We start from the raw sequence: 19,876 nt of genomic DNA on the forward strand, positions 1-19,876 counted from the left end.
CCGGTCTTCACCGCCCGTTCAGGTCTTCGTGCAACAATCGACAGGCCGACGCCAGATCGTTGACCAACTGTCGCCCCAATCCTACGCTAGCTCGTCTCACCATGCTTCTTCCCCATCCCGAGGCTCCGCGCCACCCGCCGATGACCGAGACCGCCGATCTCCGCGCGATCCAGACCTTGCCGGTCTTCGCCGACGCCGACTTCCGCGTCGTCTCCGGGGTGGCCGAGGGCGACGCCGTGTCGTTCGCCGACGAACTGGTGATGGACGACGTCTACGGTCTCTCCCCCGCCGCCGAGCGGCGGCGGCTGACGATGGCGATGGGCGAGGCGCGGGTGTTCACCGTGGCCGAGGGCTCGGAGGTGGGCCGGCCGGGCAACGTGGTGCATCTCGATTGCTGCCTGACGCTGATGGGCGCCGACGGCGCGACCTACGAGGCGCTGGTGCTGGTGGAGGTCGAGGACGACACGGCGGCTGGCATCTACCTGCTGCCGCTGGCGACGCTGCGCGCGCAGGTCGACTACCGCCTCGTCGGCGTCGACCGCAAGGCCGCGACGACGCGCTTCGCCGAGGTCGCCTGCGTCTCCTTCACCCGCGGCACCCACATCACCATGGCCGACGGCGCGCAGCGCCCGATCGAGGAGCTCGCGGTGGGCGACAAGGTGCTGACCCGCGACGACGGCCCCCAGCAGATCCGCTGGATCGGCCAGAACACCCTGCGCGCCGTGGGCGCCTTCGCCCCCGTCGTGATCCGCAAGGGCACGCTGCACAACGAGAACGACCTGGTCGTCTCGCCCGACCACCGCATCTTCGTCTACCAGCGCCGCGACCGGCTCGGCGCGGGCCGGGCCGAGGTGCTCGTCAAGGTGCGCCACCTCATCAACGGCGCGTCGGTCTACCAGCAGGACGGCGGCTTCGTGGACTACTTCCAGCTGCTCTTCGACGACCACCAGATCATCTACGCCGAGGGCATCGCCGCCGAGAGCCTGATGGTCGACCAGCGCACCCGCGCCGCGGTCCCCGAAGAGGTCAGCCGCGGCCTCGGCTCCGTCCTCGCCGGCCACGCCCGCCGCCACCACCTCGCCTACGAGGTGCAGGAGACGCTGCTGGCAGGGCCCGACGCGGTGGATTTGCTGCGGCGCGCGTCGTCGAGCTGAGGAACGAGGGGGCGCTGCCCCCTCGCGCTCCCCCGGGATACTTGCAGGACAGAGACGAACGGGGCGCGGCGAGGTGAATTGTGCTCCGCCGCGCGCCGGGCTACACGGCGCGCCATGTCGAACCGCCCCGCGCTCCCCGCCGAAATCGCCCGCCGCCGGACCTTCGCGATCATCTCGCACCCCGACGCCGGCAAGACCACGCTGACCGAGAAGTTCCTGCTCTTCGGCGGCGCAATCCAGATGGCCGGCCAGGTCCGGGCCAAGGGCGAGGCGCGGCGGACCCGGTCGGACTTCATGCAGATGGAGAAGGACCGCGGCATCTCGGTCTCCGCCTCGGCGATGTCCTTCGACTACGGCAAGTTCCGCTACAACCTCGTCGACACGCCCGGCCACAGCGACTTCTCCGAGGACACCTACCGCACGCTCACCGCCGTCGACGCCGCGATCATGGTGATCGACGGCGCGAAAGGCGTCGAGAGCCAAACCCGCAAGCTCTTCGAGGTCTGCCGCCTGCGGGATCTGCCGATCCTGACCTTCTGCAACAAGATGGACCGCGAGAGCCGCGACACGTTCGAGATCATCGACGAGATCCAGGAGAACCTCGCCATCGATGTCACCCCGGCGAGCTGGCCGATCGGCGTCGGGCGCGACTTCCTGGGCTGCTACGACCTGCTGCGCGACCGGCTCGAGCTGATGGACCGGGCCGATCGCAACCGCGTCGCCGAGTCGATCGAGATCAACGGGCTCGACGACCCGAAGCTCGCCCAGCACGTCCCCGCCGAGCTGCTCGACAAGCTCAGGGAGGAGGTCGAGATGGCGCGCGAGCTGCTGCCTCCGCTCGATCCGAAGGCGTTCCTCGAGGGCACCATGACCCCGATCTGGTTCGGCTCCGCGATCAACTCCTTCGGCGTCAAGGAGCTGATGGACGGCCTCGGCAATTACGGCCCCGAACCGCAGCCCACCCCCGCCGAGCCCCGCCAGATCGCGCCGGAAGAGCCGAAGGTGACCGGCTTCGTCTTCAAGGTGCAGGCCAACATGGACCCCAAGCACCGCGACCGCGTCGCCTTCGTGCGCATGGCCTCGGGCCATTTTGAGCGTGGCATGAAGCTGACCCACGTGCGCAGCAAGAAGCCGATGGCGATCTCCAACCCGGTGCTCTTCCTCGCCTCCGACCGCGAGCTGGCCGAGGAGGCCTGGGCCGGCGACATCATCGGCATCCCCAACCACGGCCAGCTGCGCATCGGCGACACGCTGACCGAGGGCGAGGCGCTGCAGGTCAAGGGCATCCCCTCCTTCGCGCCGGAGCTGCTGCAGGGCGTGCGCGCGGGCGATCCGATGAAGGCCAAGCATCTCGAGAAGGCGCTGATGCAGTTCGCCGAGGAGGGCGCGGCCAAGGTCTTCAAGCCGTCCTTCGGCTCGGGCTTCATCGTCGGCGTCGTCGGCGCGCTGCAGTTCGAGGTGCTCGCCAGCCGGATCGAGATGGAATACGGCCTTCCGGTCCGCTTCGACGGCTCGCAGTTCACATCGGCCCGCTGGGTCTCGGGCAAGCGCGAGGAGGTCGACCGGTTCGCCGCCGCCAACAAGCAGCACATCGCCCACGACCACGACGGCGACATCGTCTACCTGACCCGCCTGCAATGGGACATCGACCGCGTCGAGCGCGACTGGCCCGACATTCGTCTGACCGCGACGAAGGAAATGATGGCCTGACACGACAAGGGGCGCCGCGGCGCGACGCCCCTCCCCCGGCCGATCGGCTCTCAGTCGAGCTTCGCGTCCATCGTGATCTCGCAATTCAGCAGCTTCGACACCGGGCAGCCGGTCTTCGTCGCCTTGGCGGCGGTCATGAACTGCTCCTCGCTCGCCTCGGGCACCGACGCGGTGACCTCGAGATGCGCCTTGGTGATCGCGAAGCCGCCCTCGACCTCTTCCAGCGAGATCGTGGACTTGGCGTCGATGTCGTCGGCCGTCAGCCCCGCCTTGCCGAGCTCGAGGCTCAGCGCCATCGCGTAGCAGGCGGCGTGGGCGGCGCCGATCAGCTCTTCCGGGTTGGTGCCGCTCGCGGCGCCCTCGAAGCGGGTGTTGAAGCCGTATGGCGCGCCGTTCAGCACGCCGGTCTCGGTGGACACCGCGCCCTTGCCCGTCTTGATTTCGCCGGCCCAGTGGGCGCTGCCATGCTTCTTGATCATCGTTCGGTCCTTTCCGTTCCCGGTGTGCTGCGTGCAAGCCAAGCAACGCCCCGCGCCCGCGCCCGTTCCGTGCGGCATCTTTCCTTGACGTGACAGGCGCGCGCGCGTATGGGCAGCCGCGAGGGAGTCTCCGGACAATTCGGTCCGGGGCAGGCCGCGCGATATCTGCGGCCGCTGGCGCCGCACATATCGAAAGGCAGGCATGACCAAATTCTCCGACTTGAACCTGAACCCGAAGGTTCTGAAGGCCATCGAGGAAGCTGGCTACGAAACGCCGACCCCGATCCAGGAAGGCGCGATCCCGCCCGCCCTGGAAGGGCGCGACGTCCTCGGCATCGCCCAGACCGGCACCGGCAAGACGGCCAGCTTCACGCTGCCGATGATCACCCTGCTGCATCGCGGCCGCGCCCGCGCCCGGATGCCGCGCAGCCTGGTGCTCTGCCCCACCCGCGAGCTCGCGGCGCAGGTGGCGGAAAACTTCGACATCTACGCCAAGCATACCAAGCTGACCAAGGCGCTGCTGATCGGCGGGGTCTCCTTCAAGGAGCAGGACCAGCTGATCGACAAGGGCGTCGACGTGCTGATCGCGACGCCGGGCCGCCTGCTCGACCATTTCGAGCGCGGCAAGCTGCTGCTCACGGGCGTGCAGATCATGGTCGTCGACGAGGCCGACCGGATGCTCGACATGGGCTTCATTCCCGACATCGAGCGCATCTTCGGCCTGACGCCCTTCACCCGGCAGACCCTGTTCTTCTCTGCCACGATGGCGCCCGAGATCGAGCGGATCACCAACACCTTCCTCTCCAACCCCGAGCGGGTCGAGGTCGCGCGCCAGGCGTCGGCCTCCGAGACGATCGCCCAGCACGTCGTCGTGTTCCGCCCCTCGCGCAAGGATCGCGAAGGCTCGGAGAAGCGCGCGGTGCTGCGCGCGATGATCGAGAGCGAGGGCGAGAACTGCCGTAACGGGATCATCTTCTGCAACCGCAAGGTCGACGTCGACGTGGTGGCCAAGTCGATGAAGAAGAACGGCTACGACGCCGCCCCGATCCACGGTGACCTCGACCAGTCGACCCGCATGCGCACGCTGGACGGCTTCCGCGACGGCACGCTGCGTTTCCTCGTCGCCTCCGACGTGGCCGCGCGCGGCCTCGACATCCCCAACGTGAGCCACGTGTTCAACTACGACGTCCCGAGCCACGCCGAAGATTACGTCCACCGCATCGGCCGCACCGGCCGGGCTGGGCGCGAGGGTCGCGCGATGATGATCTCGGTGCCGCGCGACGACAAGAACCTCGAGGCGATCGAGCGGCTGATCCAGACCGAGATCCCGCGCATGGACAACCCGGCCAAGGTCGGCGCCGCGCCGAACGCCCCCGAGCCCGCGGCCGAGGAGGCCAAGCCCGCGCGCACCCGCACCCGGACCCGCCGTGAGAAGCCGGCCGCCGCGCCGGCCGAGACGGTGGAGCAGCCGCAGCCGCAAACGCCGGCCGCCGCCGAGGAGAGCCGCGGCAAGTCGCGCTCGCGCCCCCGTGGCGGCGAGCGCCGCAAGGGCGAGCGCGAGGCCGAGGTGGTCGGGATGGGCGACGATATGCCGAGCTTCATCGCGCTGAGCTTCGCGGAACGCCGTACCGGCTGAGCCCCTGCCCCACGGCGCGCCCGGCCGCGGCCGGGGAGTTGCATATTTGGAGCCAGATGAAGGAAGGCGCGCCCTGCGGAGGACGCGCCTTCTGTCATTCGCGGGCCGTTAACCTTAACGCGCCGCCGCCGCTTCATCTGGCCAGAAATATGCCCGGCCGGCCAGTGCGGCCGGGCGCTGTCTCGGGGTCAGGCGAGGCGGCTGATGACCACCGTCACTTCCGGCTTCTTGCCGATCTCGCTCTGCGACGTCCGCCGGGTGATCGTTCGCAGCTCCTTCTCGAGCGCGTCCTCGTTCGCCAGCGTCTTCTTGCTGGCCCGCATCAGGAACTGGTTCAGGTCGCTTTCGAGAACCTCCACCAGCGGCGCGCGCGATGCGCCCGTTTCGGGCAGGCCCATCACCTCGCACCAGGGCTCGCCGAGCGGGTCGCCCTCCTCGTCCAGGATCAGCGTCACCACGACATGCCCGTTCAGCGCCATGCGGATGCGGTCGCGCACCACGCCGTCGAGCGCGCCGACCTGGGTCGAGCCGTCGAGGTAGGTGCGGCCGGTCTCGACGAACTCGGCGACGCGCGGCGTGCCGTCGGTCAGGTCGACCATCGTGCCGTTGACCGCGAGGATCCCGGAGAAGCCGCCCTCTTCGGCGAGCTTGACGTGCTCGCGCAGGTGGCGGTGCTCGCCGTGCATCGGGACGACCGTGTCGGGGCGCATCAGCGCGTGCATCGCCGCGAGGTCGGGGCGGTTGGCGTGGCCGGAGACGTGGTAGCGGCCCGAGCTGTCGTCGATGATGTCGACGCCCTTCTCGGAGAGCATGTTCATGATGCGGATCACGCCGCGCTCGTTGCCGGGGATGGTCTTGGAGGAGAACAGGAACGTGTCGCCCTCCTTGAGCTGCAGCCCGAGATACTTGCCGTTGGCGAGCTGCGCCGAGGCGGCGCGGCGCTCGCCCTGGCTGCCGGTGACGAGCAGCATGACGTTCTCGCGCGGCATCTGCACCGCGTCCTCCGGGGCGACCGTGTGCGGGAAGTCGGTGAGCAGCCCCGTCTCGACCGCCGCCTCGACCATGCGCCGCATCGCGCGGCCGAGCAGGCAGACCGAGCGCCCGGCGCGGGTCGCGGCCTGGGCCAGCGTCTTGAGGCGGGCGATGTTGGAGGCGAAGGTGGTCGCGACGACCATGCCCGTCGCCGAACGCATCAGCGTCTCGATCTCCGGCCCGATCGACAACTCTGAGCGGCCCTCGTGGGGCGAGAAGACGTTGGTGGAGTCGCACACCAGCGCTTTCACGCCGCCCTCGGCGACGGAGGCCCACATGGCGCGGTCGAAGGGGTCGCCGACGACGGGGGTGACGTCGATCTTGAAGTCGCCGGTATGGACGACGCGGCCGGCGGCGGTGTCGATGACCATGCCCGCGCTCTCGGGGATCGAGTGCGACACCGGTAGGAAGCCGACCTCGAACGGACCGAGCGAGACCGTCTCCGGCCAGGCCGAGACGGTGCGCACGGCGGCGGGATCGACGATGCCGTATTCCTCGAGCTTGCGCCGCGCGATGTTGGCGGTGAAGGCGCGGGCGTAGATCGGCACGTCGAGGCGCGAGTGGAGGTGGCCGACCGCGCCGACATGGTCCTCGTGGGCGTGGGTGATGAAGATGCCCTCGATCCGGTCGCGCCGCTCGGCGAGCCAGGCGATGTCGGGCAGGATCAGGTCGACGCCGGGGGTGGTGTCCATGTCCGGGAAGGTGACGCCGAGATCGACGACGATGAGCCGCTCGCGGCCGGGGGCGCCGTAGCCGTAGACGTAGCAGTTCATCCCGATCTCCCCCGCGCCGCCGAGGGGGAGGTAGATCAATCTTTCGCCGCTCATGGATTTTCCTTGTTGTAGCGGTGGATGACCGTCAGGCCATGCATGGTGAGGTCATCTTCGACGCTGTCGAATAGCACATCTGCCGTCGAGAACAACGGCGCAAGGCCGCCCGTCCCGATCACCCGCATGGGCCGGTCGTACTCGGCGCGGATGCGGGTGCAGATCTCGCGCACCAGGCCGACGTACCCCCAGAAGATGCCCGATTGCATGCAGGCGACGGTGTTGGTGCCGATGACCGCCTGCGGCTTGGTGATGTCGACGTGCGGCAGCGCGGCGGCCGCGGCGTGCAGCGCCTCGAGGCTGAGATTGACGCCCGGCGCGATGACGCCGCCCACGTAGGCGCCGTCGGCGGCGACCACGTCGAAGGTGGTGGCGGTGCCGAAGTCCACCACGATCAGCTCGCCCCCGTGCCGCTCATAGGCGCCGGCGGCGTTTACCAGCCGGTCGGGGCCGACCTGGGTGCCGGCGTCGACGCGGGGCGCGGTGGGCAGCTTGCACTCGGGCTTGCCCACCACCAGCGGGCGGGTGCCGAAATAGCGGTCGGCGAAGACGCGCAGGTTGAACACCACGCGCGGCACGGTCGAGGAGATGATGACCTCGGAGATGTCGGGCTCGATTCCGTTGTGGCGCAGGAGCGTGGAAAACCACACGAAGTACTGGTCGGCCGTGCGCTGGTGTTCGGTCGAGGTGCGCAGGGTGCAGACGAAGCTGCGCCCGTCCCAGACGGAGAAAACGGTGTTGGTGTTGCCGCAATCGATGCAGAGCAGCATGGGCAGCGGCTCCTTGCTAGAAGTAGATGTCGGCCGCGGGGATGGCGCGGGGGCCGTCGGCGGTCAGGAGCACGAGGTTGCCGTCCTCGTCGATCGTGTCGAAGGTGCCGGTGATCTCGTCGCGCGAGGTGCGCGCGGTAATGACCTCGCCGATGCGCGCCGCCCGCTCGAGCCACGCCTCGCGCACCCGCGCGAAGCCGAGCTCGGCGAGGATGCCCTCCTGCGTGGCGAAGTTGGTCGCGAGCACGGTGAGGAAGTCCTCGGGGGCGACGGGCGCGCCGCCCTGGTCGAACAGGCTCACCGGGCGGGCGTTCATCGCCGGATCGTCGGGCGGCGCGGTCGCTAGATTGACGCCGATGCCCACGGCCAGCCAGTCGACGAACGGGCCGCCGCCGGAGGCCTCGAGCAGGATGCCGGCGACCTTGCCCTCGTGGAGCAGCACGTCGTTGGGCCATTTCAGCGCCAGCGTGTCGCGGTCGACGTAGAGCGCGAGGGTCTCGTAGAGCGCGTTGGCGGCGAGGAAGGAGCGCCGCGCCGCCTCGGCGTGGCTGCAGGCGGGCTTGTAGATCAGCGTGGCGAAGAGGTTGCCCTCGCCGCCCTGCCAAGGCCGGCCGCGCCGGCCGGTGCCGGCGCTCTGGCGGTGCGCCATGATCCAGGTCGGCTCGACGATGTCGGCGGCGCGGCGGCGCGCCTCGGCCATGGTGCTGTCGGTCTCGTCGAGGACGACCCGCGCGTATCCCGCGGGCCAGACCCCCTGCTCTTCCGCCTCAGTTGACAAGCGTCGCCGCCGCGGCCGCGGCCAGCGGCTCGATGCCGAAGAGGTTGACGACGCCGAAGGTCATGGTGAAGGCGGAGGCGACGAGGAAGACCCATAGCACCGGGTTCATCTTGCCGTCGAGCGCCTCGCGGTCCTCGCCGAAGTACATGTAGTAGACGATCCGCAGGTAGTAGAACGCTGCGATGACCGAGGCGACGACGCCCGCGACGGCGAGCCACGTCAGGCCCGCGCCGTAGGCGGCCTGCAGCACGTAGAACTTGCCGAAGAAGCCGACCAGCGGCGGCACGCCGGCGAGGCTGAACATGAGGATCAGCAGCGCCACGGCCTTGAGCGGCTCGCGGGCGGAGTACATCTGCAGCGAGTCGATGTCGGTGACGGGGGTGCCGTCCTTCTCCATCGACAGGATGAAGGCGAAGGTGCCGACATTCATCGCCACGTAGATCACCATGTAGACCAGCATCGCCTGCACGCCGAACGCCGTGCCCGCCGCGAGCCCCATGAGCGCGAAGCCCATGTGGGTGATCGAGGAGTAGGCCATCAGGCGCTTGATGTTGCGCTGCCCGATCGCGGCGATCGCGCCGAGGAACATGGAGACGACCGAGAGGAACGCCACGATCTGCTGCCAGTCGCCGACGATGCCGCCGAAAGCGTCGAACACGACGCGCGCGAACAGCGCCATCGCCGCCATCTTGGGCGCGGTGGCGAAGAAGGCGGTGACGGGCGTGGGCGCGCCCTCGTAGACGTCGGGCGTCCACATGTGGAACGGCGCGGCGGAGACCTTGAAGGCGAAGCCGGCGACGAGGAACACGAGGCCGAACAGCAGCCCCAGCGACGCGCCGTCCGAGGCCGCGACGAAGATGCCCGAGAACAGCGTGGTTCCGGCGAAGCCGTAGGTCAGCGAGGCGCCGTAGAGCAGCAGGCCCGACGACAGCGCGCCGAGCACGAAGTACTTCAGGCCGGCCTCGGTCGACTTGATGCTGTCGCGGCGCAGCGAGGCGACCACGTAGAGCGCCAGCGACTGCAGCTCGAGGCCCATGTAGAGCACGATGAGGTCGCCCGCGGAGACCATCACCATCATGCCCACGGACGCCAGCGTCACGAGCATCGGGTATTCGAAGCGCAGCAGGCCCCGGCGCTCCATGTAGCTCTGGCTCATCACCAGCACGGCGGCAGCGGAGAGCAGGATCACCACCTTGGAGAAGCGCGCGAAGCCGTCGTCGTTGAACGAGCCGAAAAAGGCGGTGCGGTCTTCCGACGGCCCGTAGCCGATGTAGAGCGCGACGGCGACGAACACGGCGGCGGTGATCCACGTCAGCGCGGCGGCCATGCCGTCCTTGCTGGTGTAGACCGCGACGATCAGGCCCAGCATCGCATAGGCCGAGAGCAGCAGCTCGGGAAGGACGATCTGGATGTCGGCAGAAATCATGTCCGGCCTCTCCTAGTGAGCTTCGGCAGCGGCGTCGGCGACCTGCGCGTGGGCGGCGAACTCGGCCTGCGCAGTCTCGACGTTGGCGATCAGGGATTCGACGCTGGGGCCGATGATGTCGGTGACGAGGCTCGGGTAGACCCCGAGCAGGATGGTCATGACCACGAGCGGGGCGAAGATTGCCTTCTCGCGGCCGGTCATGTCGGTGATCGAGCGCAGGCTCTCCTTGATCAGGTCGCCCATGACGACCCGGCGGTAGAGCCACAGCGCGTAGCCCGCCGACAGGATCACGCCGGTGGTGGCGATGGCGGCGACCCAGGTGTTGACCTGGAACACGCCCATCAGCGTCAGGAATTCGCCGATGAAGCCCGAGGTGCCCGGCAGGCCGACGTTGGCCATGGTGAACAGCATGAAGATCGCCGCGTAGGCCGGCATCCGGTTCACCAGGCCGCCGTAGGCGTCGATGTCGCGGGTGTGCATCCGGTCGTAGATCACGCCGACGCACAGGAACAGCGCGCCCGAGATGAAGCCGTGGGACAGCATCTGGAAGATCGCGCCGTCGATGCCCTGCTGGTTGGCGGCGAAGATGCCCATCGTCACGTAGCCCATGTGGGCGACCGACGAGTAGGCGATCAGCTTCTTCATGTCCTCCTGCACCAGCGCCACCAGCGAGGTGTAGACGATGGCGATCGCCGACAGCCACAGAACCAGCGGCGCCAGCAGCTCGGAGGCGACGGGGAACATCGGCAAGCTGAAGCGCAGGAAGCCGTAGCCGCCCATCTTCAGAAGGATCGCCGCCAGCACCACGGAACCGGCTGTCGGGGCCTGCACGTGGGCGTCGGGCAGCCAGGTGTGGACGGGCCACATCGGCATCTTCACCGCGAAGGAGGCGAAGAAGGCGAGCCACATGAGCGTCTGCGCGCCGCCGATGATCTGGAAGCCGAAGAGCGGAATCGTCTCGGAGGCGAAGTTGTAGTCGAGCAGGCCGACGACGTCGGGGCCGCAGGCCGCGATGCAGGTGGTGCCCGCCTGCGCGTACATCGCCACCATCGCCACCAGCATCAGCACCGAGCCGAGGAAGGTGTAGAGGAAGAACTTGAACGAGGCGTAGATCCGCTCCTTGCCGCCCCAGATGCCGATGATCAGGAACATCGGGATCAGGCCGCCCTCGAAGAACAGGTAGAACAGCATCAGGTCGAGCGACACGAACACGCCGATCATCAGCGTCTCGAGCACCAAGAAGGCGATCATGTATTCCTTGACCCGGTGCGTGACGTTCCAGCAGGCCGCGATGGTGATCGGCATCAGGAACGTGGTGAGCATCACGAACAGGACCGAGATCCCGTCGACGCCCATCCGGTAGCGCAGGCCGAGCAGCCACTGGCGGTCTTCGACGAACTGGAACTCCGAGGAGCTGCCGTCGAAGCCGAACAGGATGAACAGCGAGATCACGAAGGTCGCCAGGGTCGTCGCGAAGGCCACCCACTTGGCGTTGGACTGCGCCGCGGCGTCGTCGCCGCGCAGGAACAGGGCGAGGATCAGCGCGCCGAGCAGCGGGAAGAAGGTGGTGAGGGACAGAAGGTTGCCCATTATTGCGCTCCTCCCGCGAGCGTCATCCAGGTCAGCAGGATCGCGATCCCGATGACCATGAAGAAGGCGTAGGTGAACACGTAGCCCGACTGGGCGCGGCCCGCGAGCCGGGTGAAGAAGGGCATGACGCCCATGGCCAGGCCGTTGATGCCGCCGTCGATGACCGCGCCGTCGCCGCGCTTCCAGAAAGTGCGGCCGATCCAGGCGGCGGGGCGGACGAAGACGAAGTCGTAGATCTCGTCGAAGTACCACTTGTTGAGCAGGAAGTTGTACAGCGGCCGCTGGTTTTCGGCGAGCTTGGCCGGCCAGTCGGGGCGACGGATGTACATCTGGTAGGCGAGCGCCAGGCCGAGCAGCATCGCGATGAACGGCGAGACCTTCACCCAGATCGGGGTCGAGTGCGCGTCGTCGAGGACGTGGTTGTCGGGCCCGATATAGATCGCGCCGTCGCCCGGCGCGCCGCCGAAGGCGAAGTGGTGCCCCTCGGCGTAGGGATCGTCGTGGCCGGTGGAGGTGATCGCCTCGGCCGCGCCCTCGACATCGCCGTCGGCGGCCTCCTCGATGGCCTCCGCCGGGCCTTCGCCGTCGGCCTCGTCATCGAGCGCATCCGCGGCTTCCCCGGGGCGCACGATCTCGGCGACCACCGGGCGGTCTTCCGCCTCGGGCCGCACGATCTCGGCGACGACGGGACGCGCCTCCGCCTCGCCGTGCGCGGTCTCCTCGGCGTGATCGTCCTCGTAGGCGTGGGCCTCGGGGATGCCGAAGAACTTCGCGACCTTCGCGCTTTCGCCGAAGAACGGCCCGTACCACACCATGCCCGCCAGCACGGCCCCCACGGCGAGCACGCCGAGCGGCACGAGCATGACGGTCGGGCTCTCGTGCGCGTGGTCATGGGTGTGCTTGTTGCCGCGCGGCTTGCCCCAGAAGGTCAGGAACATCAGCCGCCAGGAATAGAAGCTGGTGAAGCCGGCCGCCACGACCAGCAGCCAGAAGGCATAGCCCGTCCCGCCCGCGTAGGCGCTCTCGATGACCGCGTCCTTCGACAGGAACCCGGCGAAGCCGATGTGGGTCAGCGGGATGCCGACGCCGGTGATCGCCAGCGTGCCGATGAGCATGGCCCAGAAGGTGTAGGGCAGCTTGTGGCGCAGGCCGCCGTAGTTCCGCATGTCCTGCTCGTGGTGCATCCCGTGGATGACCGAGCCGGCGCCGAGGAACAGCATCGCCTTGAAGAAGGCGTGGGTGAAGAGGTGGAACATCGCCACCGAGTAGACGCCGACGCCGGCGGCGACGAACATGTAGCCGAGCTGGGACATGGTCGAGTAGGCGATGACGCGCTTGATGTCGTTCTGCACCAGCCCGATCGTCGCGGCGACGAAGGCGGTGGTGGCGCCGAGGAAGGTGATGAACGCCGTGGCCTGCGGCGCGAACTCCATCAGCGGCGACATGCGGCAGACGAGGAACACGCCGGCGGTGACCATGGTGGCCGCGTGGATCAGCGCCGACACCGGGGTCGGGCCTTCCATCGCGTCCGGCAGCCAGGTGTGCAGGAACAGCTGGGCCGACTTGCCCATGGCGCCGATGAACAGCAGCACCGCCACGACCTCGACGGCGTTCCAGTCGTTCCACAGGAAGCGGATCTGCGTCTCGGCGAGCTCGGGCGCGGCGGCGAAGATGTCGTCGAAGCGGATCGAGTCGACGAGGAAGAACAGCGCGAAGATGCCGAGCGCGAAGCCGAAATCGCCGACCCGGTTGACCACGAAGGCCTTGATCGCGGCGGCGTTGGCCGACGGCTTCTTGTAGTAGAAGCCGATCAGCAGGTACGACGCGAGGCCGACGCCTTCCCAGCCGAAGAACATTTGCACGAGGTTGTCGGCCGTCACCAGCATCAGCATCGCGAAGGTGAAGAACGACAGGTAGGCGAAGAAACGGGCCTTGTAGTGCTCGCCCTCGCCGAAGTTTTCGTCGTGGGCCATGTAGCCGAACGAGTAGAGGTGCACGAGCGCCGAGACCGAGGTGATGACGATCAGCATGATCGCCGTCAGCCGGTCGAGGCGGATCGACCAGTCGGTGCTCAGCGTGCCGGATTCGATCCAGCGCAGGATCTGGATCTGCTCGGTGGTGCCGTCGTGGCCGAGGAAGATGATCCACGAGAAGAAGCACGCCACGAACAGCAGGCCGGTGGAAACCCACTGGGCGCCCTGCTCGGTGATCGCGCGCCAGCCGAAGCCGGCGATCAGGCTGCCGACGAGGGGCGAGAAGAGAACGATCTGCTCCATGTATCTCAGCCCTTCAGAACGTTGACGTCTTCGACGTCGATGGTGCCGCGGTTGCGGAAGAAACAGACGAGGATGGCGAGGCCGATCGCCGCCTCGGCGGCGGCGACGGTCAGCACGAACAGGGTGAAGACCTGGCCGACGAGATCGCCGAGGTAGGCGGAGAAGGCGACGAGGTTGATGTTCACCGACAGCAGGATCAGCTCGATGCTCATCAGCAGGATGATGATGTTCTTCCGGTTGAGGAAGATTCCGAAGATCCCGATGACGAACAGGGCCGCGGCGACCGCGAGGTAATGTTCAAGTCCGATCATTGGTCGTCGCCTCCGTACTGATGAGCGCGTCTGTCGCAAGCACCGCCAGCCCGGTCAAGTGGCGCGGCGCGCCTTTGTGCGGCCGCGGCGCGATTTGCGCCCGCGCTCGTGGAGCCGCTGCTGCCGCCATGTCCGGTCATCGCCATGTCTGTCCCTTTCGCCACCGCCCGCCGCTTGTGCTCGCGCGGGTTCGGCGGCCCTCGTCCAACTCGTCTCGCCCGGCTACTCCGGCGCGCTCCAGGGCGTCTTGTCGCCCACCGCGTCGGGGTAGAACACCGCGCAGCCGCAGGTCTCCGCGTCGCTGACGCGCACCTGCGCCGGCGCGCCGACGCTGGTGAAGTAGGTCGCCAGCCGCTCGACCGGGATTTCCTCGTCCTCGGCCATCGCGCCCTGCATCACCGCGATCACGTCGTCCGCCTGCGGTCGCGTGCCGTCCTCGCCGGGGGGCAGCGCCACCAGAAGCCGCCCGCCGCTCTCACAATGGGCGAAGTCGACCACGCCGTCGGGCACTTCGTCGACGCTGCCGGCGAAGTGCTCCTGCGCCACGAGCCCATCGCCGAGATCGACCGGCGCGTGGCCGAGCGGCACGTCGCCGCCGCGGACGCACTGGAGCGGATCGGCGGCCTGGGCCGCCGCCGTCACCGGCAGGCAGAGGAGCGCGAGCGTGGCGGAACGCATGCTCAGAGCCCCTGCCCCGGCTTCACGTCGCGCAGCTCCATCGCCGTCGCCGGATCGCGGTACATCTGCTCCAGCACGTTCTGGCGCTTGACGTCCTCGCGGTGGCGCAGCGTCAGGACGATGGCCCCGATCATCGCCACCAGCAGGATCAGGCCGGCGAGCTGGAACAGCAGGATGTAGCGGTCGTAGAGCAGGAAGCCGAGGCCCTCGGTATTGTGGACACCGCCCACCACCGGCGCGGCGAGCCGCTCGTCGACGCCCGCGCCGAAGGTCCAGACGCCGAAGGCCAGCGCCAGCTGCATCAGGATGACGATCCCGATCAGCAGCGCCAGCGGCATGTATCGCGCCATCTCGGCCTTGAGCGCGGCGAAGTCGACGTCGAGCATCATCACCACGAACAGGAACAGCACCGCCACCGCGCCGACATAGACGATCACCAGCAGCATCGCGACGAACTCGGCACCGAGCAGGATGAACAGGCCCGCCGACGACAGGAACGCCAGGATGAGCCAGAGCACCGAGTGCACCGGGTTGCGGCTCACCACGGTGAACAGGCCGCCCGCGATGGTGGTCACCGCGAAGACGTAGAACACGATTGCTGCTGGGGTCATGTCGCGTCGTCCTCTCGCTCGTCCAGAACCTCGGAGGCGAGTTCCATCGCCCGGGTCATGGCCGGTACGCCGCCGAACGCCGCCGCCTGGGCGATCGTCTCGGCAATTTCCTGTTTCGTCGCCCCCGCCTCGCGGGCGTGGCGCACCGTCAGCCGCACCTGCGACTCCGCCTGCGCCCCGAGGATGGTCAGGCCCATCAGCGTCAGGAGCATCCGGGTCTTGGCGTCCAGGCCCTCGGGGTTGAAGGTCTTGCCGAGGAAGGTCTCCATGACCTCCTTGGGCATTGTCGGCCACATCTGCTCGAACCCGCGCGGCGTGAAGGATTCCAGCGCCGGGTTGAGCGACTTCGCCCAGTCCTGGCCGGCCTTCATCATCGCCTCGAAGGGGTTCTTCGGCTCGCTCATCGGTATGGCGCGTCGATTTCGAGGTTGCGGGCGATCTCGGCCTCCCACCGCTCGCCGTTCTCGAGCAGCTTGGCCTTGTCGTAGTAGAGCTCTTCCCGGGTCTCGGTGGAGAACTCGAAGTTCGGCCCCTCGACGATGGCATCCACCGGGCAGGCTTCCTGGCAGAAGCCGCAATAGATGCACTTGGTCATGTCGATGTCGTAGCGCGTGGTGCGGCGCGAGCCGTCCTCGCGGGGTTCGGCGTCAATGGTGATCGCCTGCGCCGGGCAGATCGCCTCGCAGAGCTTGCAGGCGATGCAGCGTTCCTCGCCGTTGGGGTAGCGGCGCAGCGCGTGCTCGCCCCGGAAGCGCGGGCTCAGCGGGCCCTTCTCGTGGGGGTAGTTCACCGTCGCCTTGGGCTTGAAGAAGTACTTGAAGCCCAGCTTGAAGCCCTGGAAGAAATCCTGGAGCAGGAAGTACTTGGCGGCGCGGGTATAGTCGATCTGGGTCACCGTGGGTGGCCTCCGATGTGGAACTGCAGCGTCATGGCGATCAGACCCCCACCGCCCAGCGGGCCCAGAAGCCGCCGAGCACCTCGAACTTGGCGAGGAACGACACGATCACCACCCAGGCGAGCGACAGGGGCAGGAAGACCTTCCAGCCCAGCCGCATCAGCTGGTCGTAGCGGTAGCGCGGGGTGATGGCCTTCACCATCGCGAACATGAAGAAGACGAGGAACATCTTCAGCGTCATCCAGAGGATGCCGTCGGGCAGGCCCGGGATGGGCGACAGCCAGCCGCCGAAGAACAGGATCGAGACCAGCGCGCACATCAGGAACACGGTCATCAGTTCGCCGATCATGAAGAGCAGGAACGGCGTCGATGAGTATTCCACCTGGTAGCCGGCCACGAGCTCGGATTCGGCCTCGGGCAGGTCGAACGGCGGGCGGTTCGTCTCGGCGAGCGCCGAGATGAAGAACAGGAACAGCATCGGGAAGTGCGGCAGCCAGTACCAGTTGAGCAGGCCGAGGTCGCCGTCCTGGGCGCGCACGATCTCGCTGAGATTGAGCGAGCCGGTCGAGATGATGACGCCGACGATGATCAGGCCGATGGAGACCTCGTAGGAAATCATCTGCGCGGCCGAGCGCAGCGAGCCGAGGAACGGGTACTTCGAGTTCGATGCCCAGCCGCCCATGACCACGCCGTAGACCTCGAGCGAGGAGATCGCGAACACGTAGAGGATGGCGACGTTGAGGTCGGCGAGCACCCAGCCGTCGCCGAACGGGATCACCGCCCAGGCGATGATCGGCAGGATGAAGGCGATCATCGGCGCGATGAAGAACACCGACTTGTCGGCGCCGGCGGGGACGACGATCTCCTTGACGACGTACTTCAGCAGGTCGGCGAAGGATTGCAGCAGGCCCCAGGGCCCGACGACGTTGGGCCCGCGCCGCATCTGCACCGCCGCCCAGACTTTGCGGTCGGCGTACATCAGGAACGCTAGGCTGACGAAGATCGGAACGATGATCAGCAGGCACTGTCCCAGCACCAGCAGGAAGATTCCGAGGTAAGTTTCGGTGAAGAACTCGACCATCTCGTCCCTTTCTCAGACCGTCGGCACGCCGGTCAATTCGCAATCGGCCACGGCCACCTCGGCGTCGATCGTGCTGGCCCCGCGGGGCAGCGCCGGCGAGATGGTGTAAACAGCATCCGCGCGCCAGATTCCACCCTGTTCCGCGACCTGCGTGCGCACGTGACGGGCAAAGCCGTAGCCGCGGATCAGGGCGTATTGGGCGGCGGCGCACTCGGCGTAGCGCAGCACGTCGTCGGCGTCGCGCGCGCCGGTCATCGACACGCGGAAATTCACGAGGTCGTCGTCGAGCATGAAGGTCGACACGCCCCGGTAGCCCGGCTCGAACGGCGCGGGCTCGGGCGCGGCCCGGCCGGCGGCGTCGGAACAGCCGCCGAGGGCTGCGAGAGCGCCCGACATCAGCAGCGCGCGCACCCGTCTACTCCGCCGCCAGCGCCGCCTGCCCGCGCGCCTTGGCGTTGGCGGACAGCTCCGCCATCAGCGCCGAGGCCCGCGCGATCGGGTTGGTGAGGTAGTGGTCGCGGATCGCGTAGGCGAAATCGCCGTCGCCGAGGTCGTTGCCGACCGCGACGTCGGTGCGCTCGGGCGTGTCGAGTTCGTCGATCCGCGCGAGGTGGGGCACCTCGGCGACGAGCTTCTGGCGCAGCTGCGCGATGCTGTCGAACGGCAGCGCGGCGCCGATCTCCCCCGACAGAGCGCGCAGGATCGCCCAGTTCTCCTTGGCCTCGCCCGGCGCGAAGCCGGCGCGCAGCGCGAGCTGCGGGCGGCCCTCGAGGTTGACGAACAGGCCCGGCTCCTCGGTGTAGGCGGCGCCCGGCAGGATGATGTCGGCGCGGTGGGCGCCACGATCGCCGTGGCTGCCCTGGTAGATCACGAAGGGCCCCGGCGCGAGGTCGATCTCGTCGGCGCCGAGGTTGTAGACGACGTCCGCGCCCTCGAGCGCGGCATTCATGCCGCCCTCGGTGAACGCGCCCACGTCGAGCGCCCCGACCCGTCCGGCGGCGGTGTGCAGCACGAGGATGCGCGCGTCGGTGGCGGCGGCGGCCTTGACGACGTGCGCCCAGACGTCGGCGGCGTCGTCGCCGCTCAGGGCGCCCATGCCGACGATGATGAGGCTGTTGGAGGTGTTCTCGCCGTCGTGCTCGATATTGGCGAACTTCGTCAGCGCCTTGCGGCCGTTGCCGAGGTGCGTGACGTCGTAGCCGAGGTCGCGCTCGGGGCCGATGAGGGCGATTTCCGCGCCGCGCAGCCACGCCTTGCGGATGCGCGCGTGCAGCACCGGGGCCTCGTCGGCGGGGTTGGTGCCGATCAGTACGATGTCGTCGGCGCTCTCGATGTCCTCGATGGCGGCGTTGCCGATGTAGCCGAAGCGGCTGTCGGTGCCGACCATCGCGCCGTCGGTGCGGCACTCGACCTGCCCGCCGAGCCCGGTGACCAGCTGCTTGAGCGCGAACGCCGCCTCGACCGGGGCGAGATCGCCCACCAGGCCGGCGACCCTGCCGGCGCCCTTGAGCCGGGCGGCGGCGGCGGCGAGCGCCTCGGGCCAGGTCGCGGGGCGCAGCTTGCCGTTCTCGCGGATGTAGGGCTTGTCGAGCCGCTGCCGGCGCAGGCCGTCCCAGACGAAGCGGGTCTTGTCGGAGATCCACTCCTCGTTCACGCCGTCATGGTTGCGCGGCAGGATCCGCATCACTTCCCGGCCCTTGGTGTCGACGCGGATGTTGGAGCCGAGCGCGTCCATCACGTCGACCGTCTCGGTCTTGGACAGCTCCCAGGGGCGGGCGGTGAAGGCGTAGGGCTTGGAGACCAGCGCGCCGACCGGGCAGAGGTCGATGATGTTGCCCTGCAGGTTCGAATGCAGCGTCTGGTTGAGGTAGGAGGTGATCTCGGCGTCCTCGCCGCGACCGGTCTGGCCCATCTGGTGGATGCCGGCGACCTCGGTGGTGAAGCGCACGCAGCGGGTGCAGGAGATGCAGCGCGTCATGTGGGTCTCGACCAACGGGCCGAGGTTGAGGTCCTCGGTGGCGCGCTTGGGCTCGCGGTAGCGCGAGAAGTCGACGCCGTAGGCCATCGCCTGGTCCTGCAGGTCGCACTCGCCGCCCTGGTCGCAGATCGGGCAGTCGAGCGGGTGGTTGATGAGCAGGAACTCCATCACCCCCTCGCGGGCCTTCTTGACCATCGGCGAGTTGGTCCGCACCTGCGGCGCCGCGCCGTCCTTGCCGGGGCGCAGGTCGCGCACCTGCATGGCGCAGGAGGCGGCCGGCTTGGGCGGGCCGCCGACGACCTCGACGAGGCACATCCGGCAGTTGCCGGCGATCGACAGCCGCTCGTGGTAGCAGAACCGGGGGATCTCGATGCCGGCCTCTTCGCAGGCCTGGATCAGGGTCATCGCCCCGGGCACCTCGATCTCGTTTCCATCGATGACGACTTTGCGCAGGTCGGACATGGGAGGGCCCTTCGGTGCTGATCCTCGTGCAGCGCCGGCCCAAGCCCGGGCGGCGCCGCTTCGGGACTGCTACTAGCGCGGCTTTTCCGGCGATGCCAGCCTGACCCCGCCTCACGGGCTGGAAAAAGTGCCGCGCCCGGTGGGGTTGGGCGCGAGGGGTCGCGATGACGTCCCGTAGGCCG

At 68.3% G+C, this 19,876-nt stretch carries 18 protein-coding genes; 3 read left to right on the forward strand and 15 right to left on the reverse strand.

Annotated features, from left to right (window positions below; genetic code table 11):
- Positions 1–140: 140 nt before the first annotated feature.
- Positions 141–1,154, forward strand: coding sequence for a Hint domain-containing protein (locus tag OG2516_RS02800; protein WP_007254092.1), 1,014 nt, complete (start codon positions 141–143; stop codon positions 1,152–1,154).
- A 114-nt stretch (positions 1,155–1,268) separates the two neighbouring features.
- Positions 1,269–2,864, forward strand: coding sequence for a peptide chain release factor 3 (locus OG2516_RS02805; RefSeq protein WP_007254093.1), 1,596 nt, complete (start codon positions 1,269–1,271; stop codon positions 2,862–2,864).
- A gap of 50 nt (positions 2,865–2,914) precedes the next feature.
- Here the strand turns inward: OG2516_RS02805 and OG2516_RS02810 are convergent, their stop codons facing one another.
- The gene (locus OG2516_RS02810) at positions 2,915–3,343 is read right to left on the reverse strand and encodes an OsmC family peroxiredoxin (RefSeq protein ID WP_007254094.1); all 429 of its coding nucleotides are present in this window, start codon (positions 3,341–3,343) and stop codon (positions 2,915–2,917) included.
- Between the two features lie 202 nt (positions 3,344–3,545).
- Here OG2516_RS02810 and OG2516_RS02815 point away from each other — a divergent pair, with 202 nt between their 5' ends.
- Positions 3,546–4,979, forward strand: a complete 1,434-nt coding sequence (locus tag OG2516_RS02815; RefSeq protein WP_007254095.1) for a DEAD/DEAH box helicase — start codon at positions 3,546–3,548, stop codon at positions 4,977–4,979.
- A 188-nt stretch (positions 4,980–5,167) separates the two neighbouring features.
- On the opposite strand, the gene OG2516_RS02820 is transcribed toward OG2516_RS02815, so the two are convergent.
- The 14 genes from OG2516_RS02820 to nuoG all read right to left on the reverse strand — a co-directional run bounded on the left by OG2516_RS02820 (position 5,168) and on the right by nuoG (position 19,694).
- The gene (locus tag OG2516_RS02820) at positions 5,168–6,838 is read right to left on the reverse strand and encodes a ribonuclease J (RefSeq protein ID WP_040614923.1); all 1,671 of its coding nucleotides are present in this window, start codon (positions 6,836–6,838) and stop codon (positions 5,168–5,170) included.
- Positions 6,835–7,608 carry a type III pantothenate kinase gene (locus OG2516_RS02825; protein WP_007254097.1) on the reverse strand — a complete coding sequence of 258 codons (774 nt, stop codon included), beginning with the start codon at positions 7,606–7,608 and terminating at the stop codon, positions 6,835–6,837. Before OG2516_RS02825 ends, OG2516_RS02820 begins: the two co-directional genes overlap by 4 nt.
- Before the next feature lie 16 nt (positions 7,609–7,624).
- Positions 7,625–8,386 carry a biotin--[acetyl-CoA-carboxylase] ligase gene (locus OG2516_RS02830; RefSeq protein WP_040614925.1) on the reverse strand — a complete coding sequence of 254 codons (762 nt, stop codon included), beginning with the start codon at positions 8,384–8,386 and terminating at the stop codon, positions 7,625–7,627.
- Positions 8,376–9,812, reverse strand: coding sequence for an NADH-quinone oxidoreductase subunit NuoN (nuoN, locus tag OG2516_RS02835; protein ID WP_007254099.1), 1,437 nt, complete (start codon positions 9,810–9,812; stop codon positions 8,376–8,378). The genes OG2516_RS02830 and nuoN overlap by 11 nt, the downstream gene beginning before the upstream one ends.
- Before the next feature lie 12 nt (positions 9,813–9,824).
- A complete protein-coding gene (locus tag OG2516_RS02840) occupies positions 9,825–11,402 on the reverse strand; it encodes an NADH-quinone oxidoreductase subunit M (protein WP_007254100.1) in 1,578 nt (525 codons plus the stop codon).
- Positions 11,402–13,678, reverse strand: coding sequence for an NADH-quinone oxidoreductase subunit L (nuoL, locus tag OG2516_RS02845; protein WP_007254101.1), 2,277 nt, complete (start codon positions 13,676–13,678; stop codon positions 11,402–11,404). The genes OG2516_RS02840 and nuoL overlap by 1 nt, the downstream gene beginning before the upstream one ends.
- A gap of 5 nt (positions 13,679–13,683) precedes the next feature.
- On the reverse strand, positions 13,684–13,989 hold the full coding sequence (gene nuoK / locus OG2516_RS02850) for an NADH-quinone oxidoreductase subunit NuoK (protein ID WP_007254102.1): 306 nt from the start codon (positions 13,987–13,989) through the stop codon (positions 13,684–13,686).
- Positions 13,990–14,211: 222 nt separating this feature from the next.
- Entirely contained in the window at positions 14,212–14,667 is a 456-nt protein-coding gene (locus OG2516_RS02855) for a hypothetical protein (protein WP_007254103.1), read from the reverse strand.
- A 2-nt stretch (positions 14,668–14,669) separates the two neighbouring features.
- Positions 14,670–15,278, reverse strand: coding sequence for an NADH-quinone oxidoreductase subunit J (locus OG2516_RS02860; protein WP_040614926.1), 609 nt, complete (start codon positions 15,276–15,278; stop codon positions 14,670–14,672).
- Positions 15,275–15,682 carry a carboxymuconolactone decarboxylase family protein gene (locus tag OG2516_RS02865; RefSeq protein ID WP_007254105.1) on the reverse strand — a complete coding sequence of 136 codons (408 nt, stop codon included), beginning with the start codon at positions 15,680–15,682 and terminating at the stop codon, positions 15,275–15,277. Before OG2516_RS02865 ends, OG2516_RS02860 begins: the two co-directional genes overlap by 4 nt.
- Complete coding sequence (nuoI, locus tag OG2516_RS02870; protein ID WP_007254106.1) at positions 15,679–16,173, reverse strand: NADH-quinone oxidoreductase subunit NuoI; 495 nt, start codon at positions 16,171–16,173, stop codon at positions 15,679–15,681. The genes OG2516_RS02865 and nuoI overlap by 4 nt, the downstream gene beginning before the upstream one ends.
- Positions 16,174–16,213: 40 nt before the next feature.
- Positions 16,214–17,254 carry an NADH-quinone oxidoreductase subunit NuoH gene (nuoH, locus tag OG2516_RS02875; RefSeq protein ID WP_007254107.1) on the reverse strand — a complete coding sequence of 347 codons (1,041 nt, stop codon included), beginning with the start codon at positions 17,252–17,254 and terminating at the stop codon, positions 16,214–16,216.
- Positions 17,255–17,266: 12 nt separating this feature from the next.
- The gene (locus tag OG2516_RS02880; RefSeq protein ID WP_040615394.1) at positions 17,267–17,650 is read right to left on the reverse strand and encodes a hypothetical protein; all 384 of its coding nucleotides are present in this window, start codon (positions 17,648–17,650) and stop codon (positions 17,267–17,269) included.
- Between the two features lie 19 nt (positions 17,651–17,669).
- The gene (gene nuoG / locus OG2516_RS02885) at positions 17,670–19,694 is read right to left on the reverse strand and encodes an NADH-quinone oxidoreductase subunit NuoG (protein ID WP_007254109.1); all 2,025 of its coding nucleotides are present in this window, start codon (positions 19,692–19,694) and stop codon (positions 17,670–17,672) included.
- Between the last annotated feature and the right edge of the window lie 182 nt (positions 19,695–19,876).

The organism is Oceanicola granulosus HTCC2516, from assembly GCF_000153305.1.
Lineage (GTDB): Bacteria > Pseudomonadota > Alphaproteobacteria > Rhodobacterales > Rhodobacteraceae > Oceanicola > Oceanicola granulosus.

Coding starts and splice junctions, on each gene's coding strand:
- OG2516_RS02800 (WP_007254092.1), top strand. CDS start 141: ATGACCGAGACCGCCGATCTCCGCGCGATCCAGACCTTGCCGGTCTTC.
- OG2516_RS02805 (WP_007254093.1), top strand. CDS start 1,269: ATGTCGAACCGCCCCGCGCTCCCCGCCGAAATCGCCCGCCGCCGGACC.
- OG2516_RS02810 (WP_007254094.1), bottom strand. CDS start 3,343: ATGATCAAGAAGCATGGCAGCGCCCACTGGGCCGGCGAAATCAAGACG.
- OG2516_RS02815 (WP_007254095.1), top strand. CDS start 3,546: ATGACCAAATTCTCCGACTTGAACCTGAACCCGAAGGTTCTGAAGGCC.
- OG2516_RS02820 (WP_040614923.1), bottom strand. CDS start 6,838: ATGAGCGGCGAAAGATTGATCTACCTCCCCCTCGGCGGCGCGGGGGAG.
- OG2516_RS02825 (WP_007254097.1), bottom strand. CDS start 7,608: ATGCTGCTCTGCATCGATTGCGGCAACACCAACACCGTTTTCTCCGTC.
- nuoN (WP_007254099.1), bottom strand. CDS start 9,812: ATGATTTCTGCCGACATCCAGATCGTCCTTCCCGAGCTGCTGCTCTCG.
- OG2516_RS02840 (WP_007254100.1), bottom strand. CDS start 11,402: ATGGGCAACCTTCTGTCCCTCACCACCTTCTTCCCGCTGCTCGGCGCG.
- nuoL (WP_007254101.1), bottom strand. CDS start 13,678: ATGGAGCAGATCGTTCTCTTCTCGCCCCTCGTCGGCAGCCTGATCGCC.
- nuoK (WP_007254102.1), bottom strand. CDS start 13,989: ATGATCGGACTTGAACATTACCTCGCGGTCGCCGCGGCCCTGTTCGTC.
- OG2516_RS02855 (WP_007254103.1), bottom strand. CDS start 14,667: ATGCGTTCCGCCACGCTCGCGCTCCTCTGCCTGCCGGTGACGGCGGCG.
- OG2516_RS02860 (WP_040614926.1), bottom strand. CDS start 15,278: ATGACCCCAGCAGCAATCGTGTTCTACGTCTTCGCGGTGACCACCATC.
- OG2516_RS02865 (WP_007254105.1), bottom strand. CDS start 15,682: ATGAGCGAGCCGAAGAACCCCTTCGAGGCGATGATGAAGGCCGGCCAG.
- nuoH (WP_007254107.1), bottom strand. CDS start 17,254: ATGGTCGAGTTCTTCACCGAAACTTACCTCGGAATCTTCCTGCTGGTG.
- OG2516_RS02880 (WP_040615394.1), bottom strand. CDS start 17,650: ATGTCGGGCGCTCTCGCAGCCCTCGGCGGCTGTTCCGACGCCGCCGGC.
- nuoG (WP_007254109.1), bottom strand. CDS start 19,694: ATGTCCGACCTGCGCAAAGTCGTCATCGATGGAAACGAGATCGAGGTG.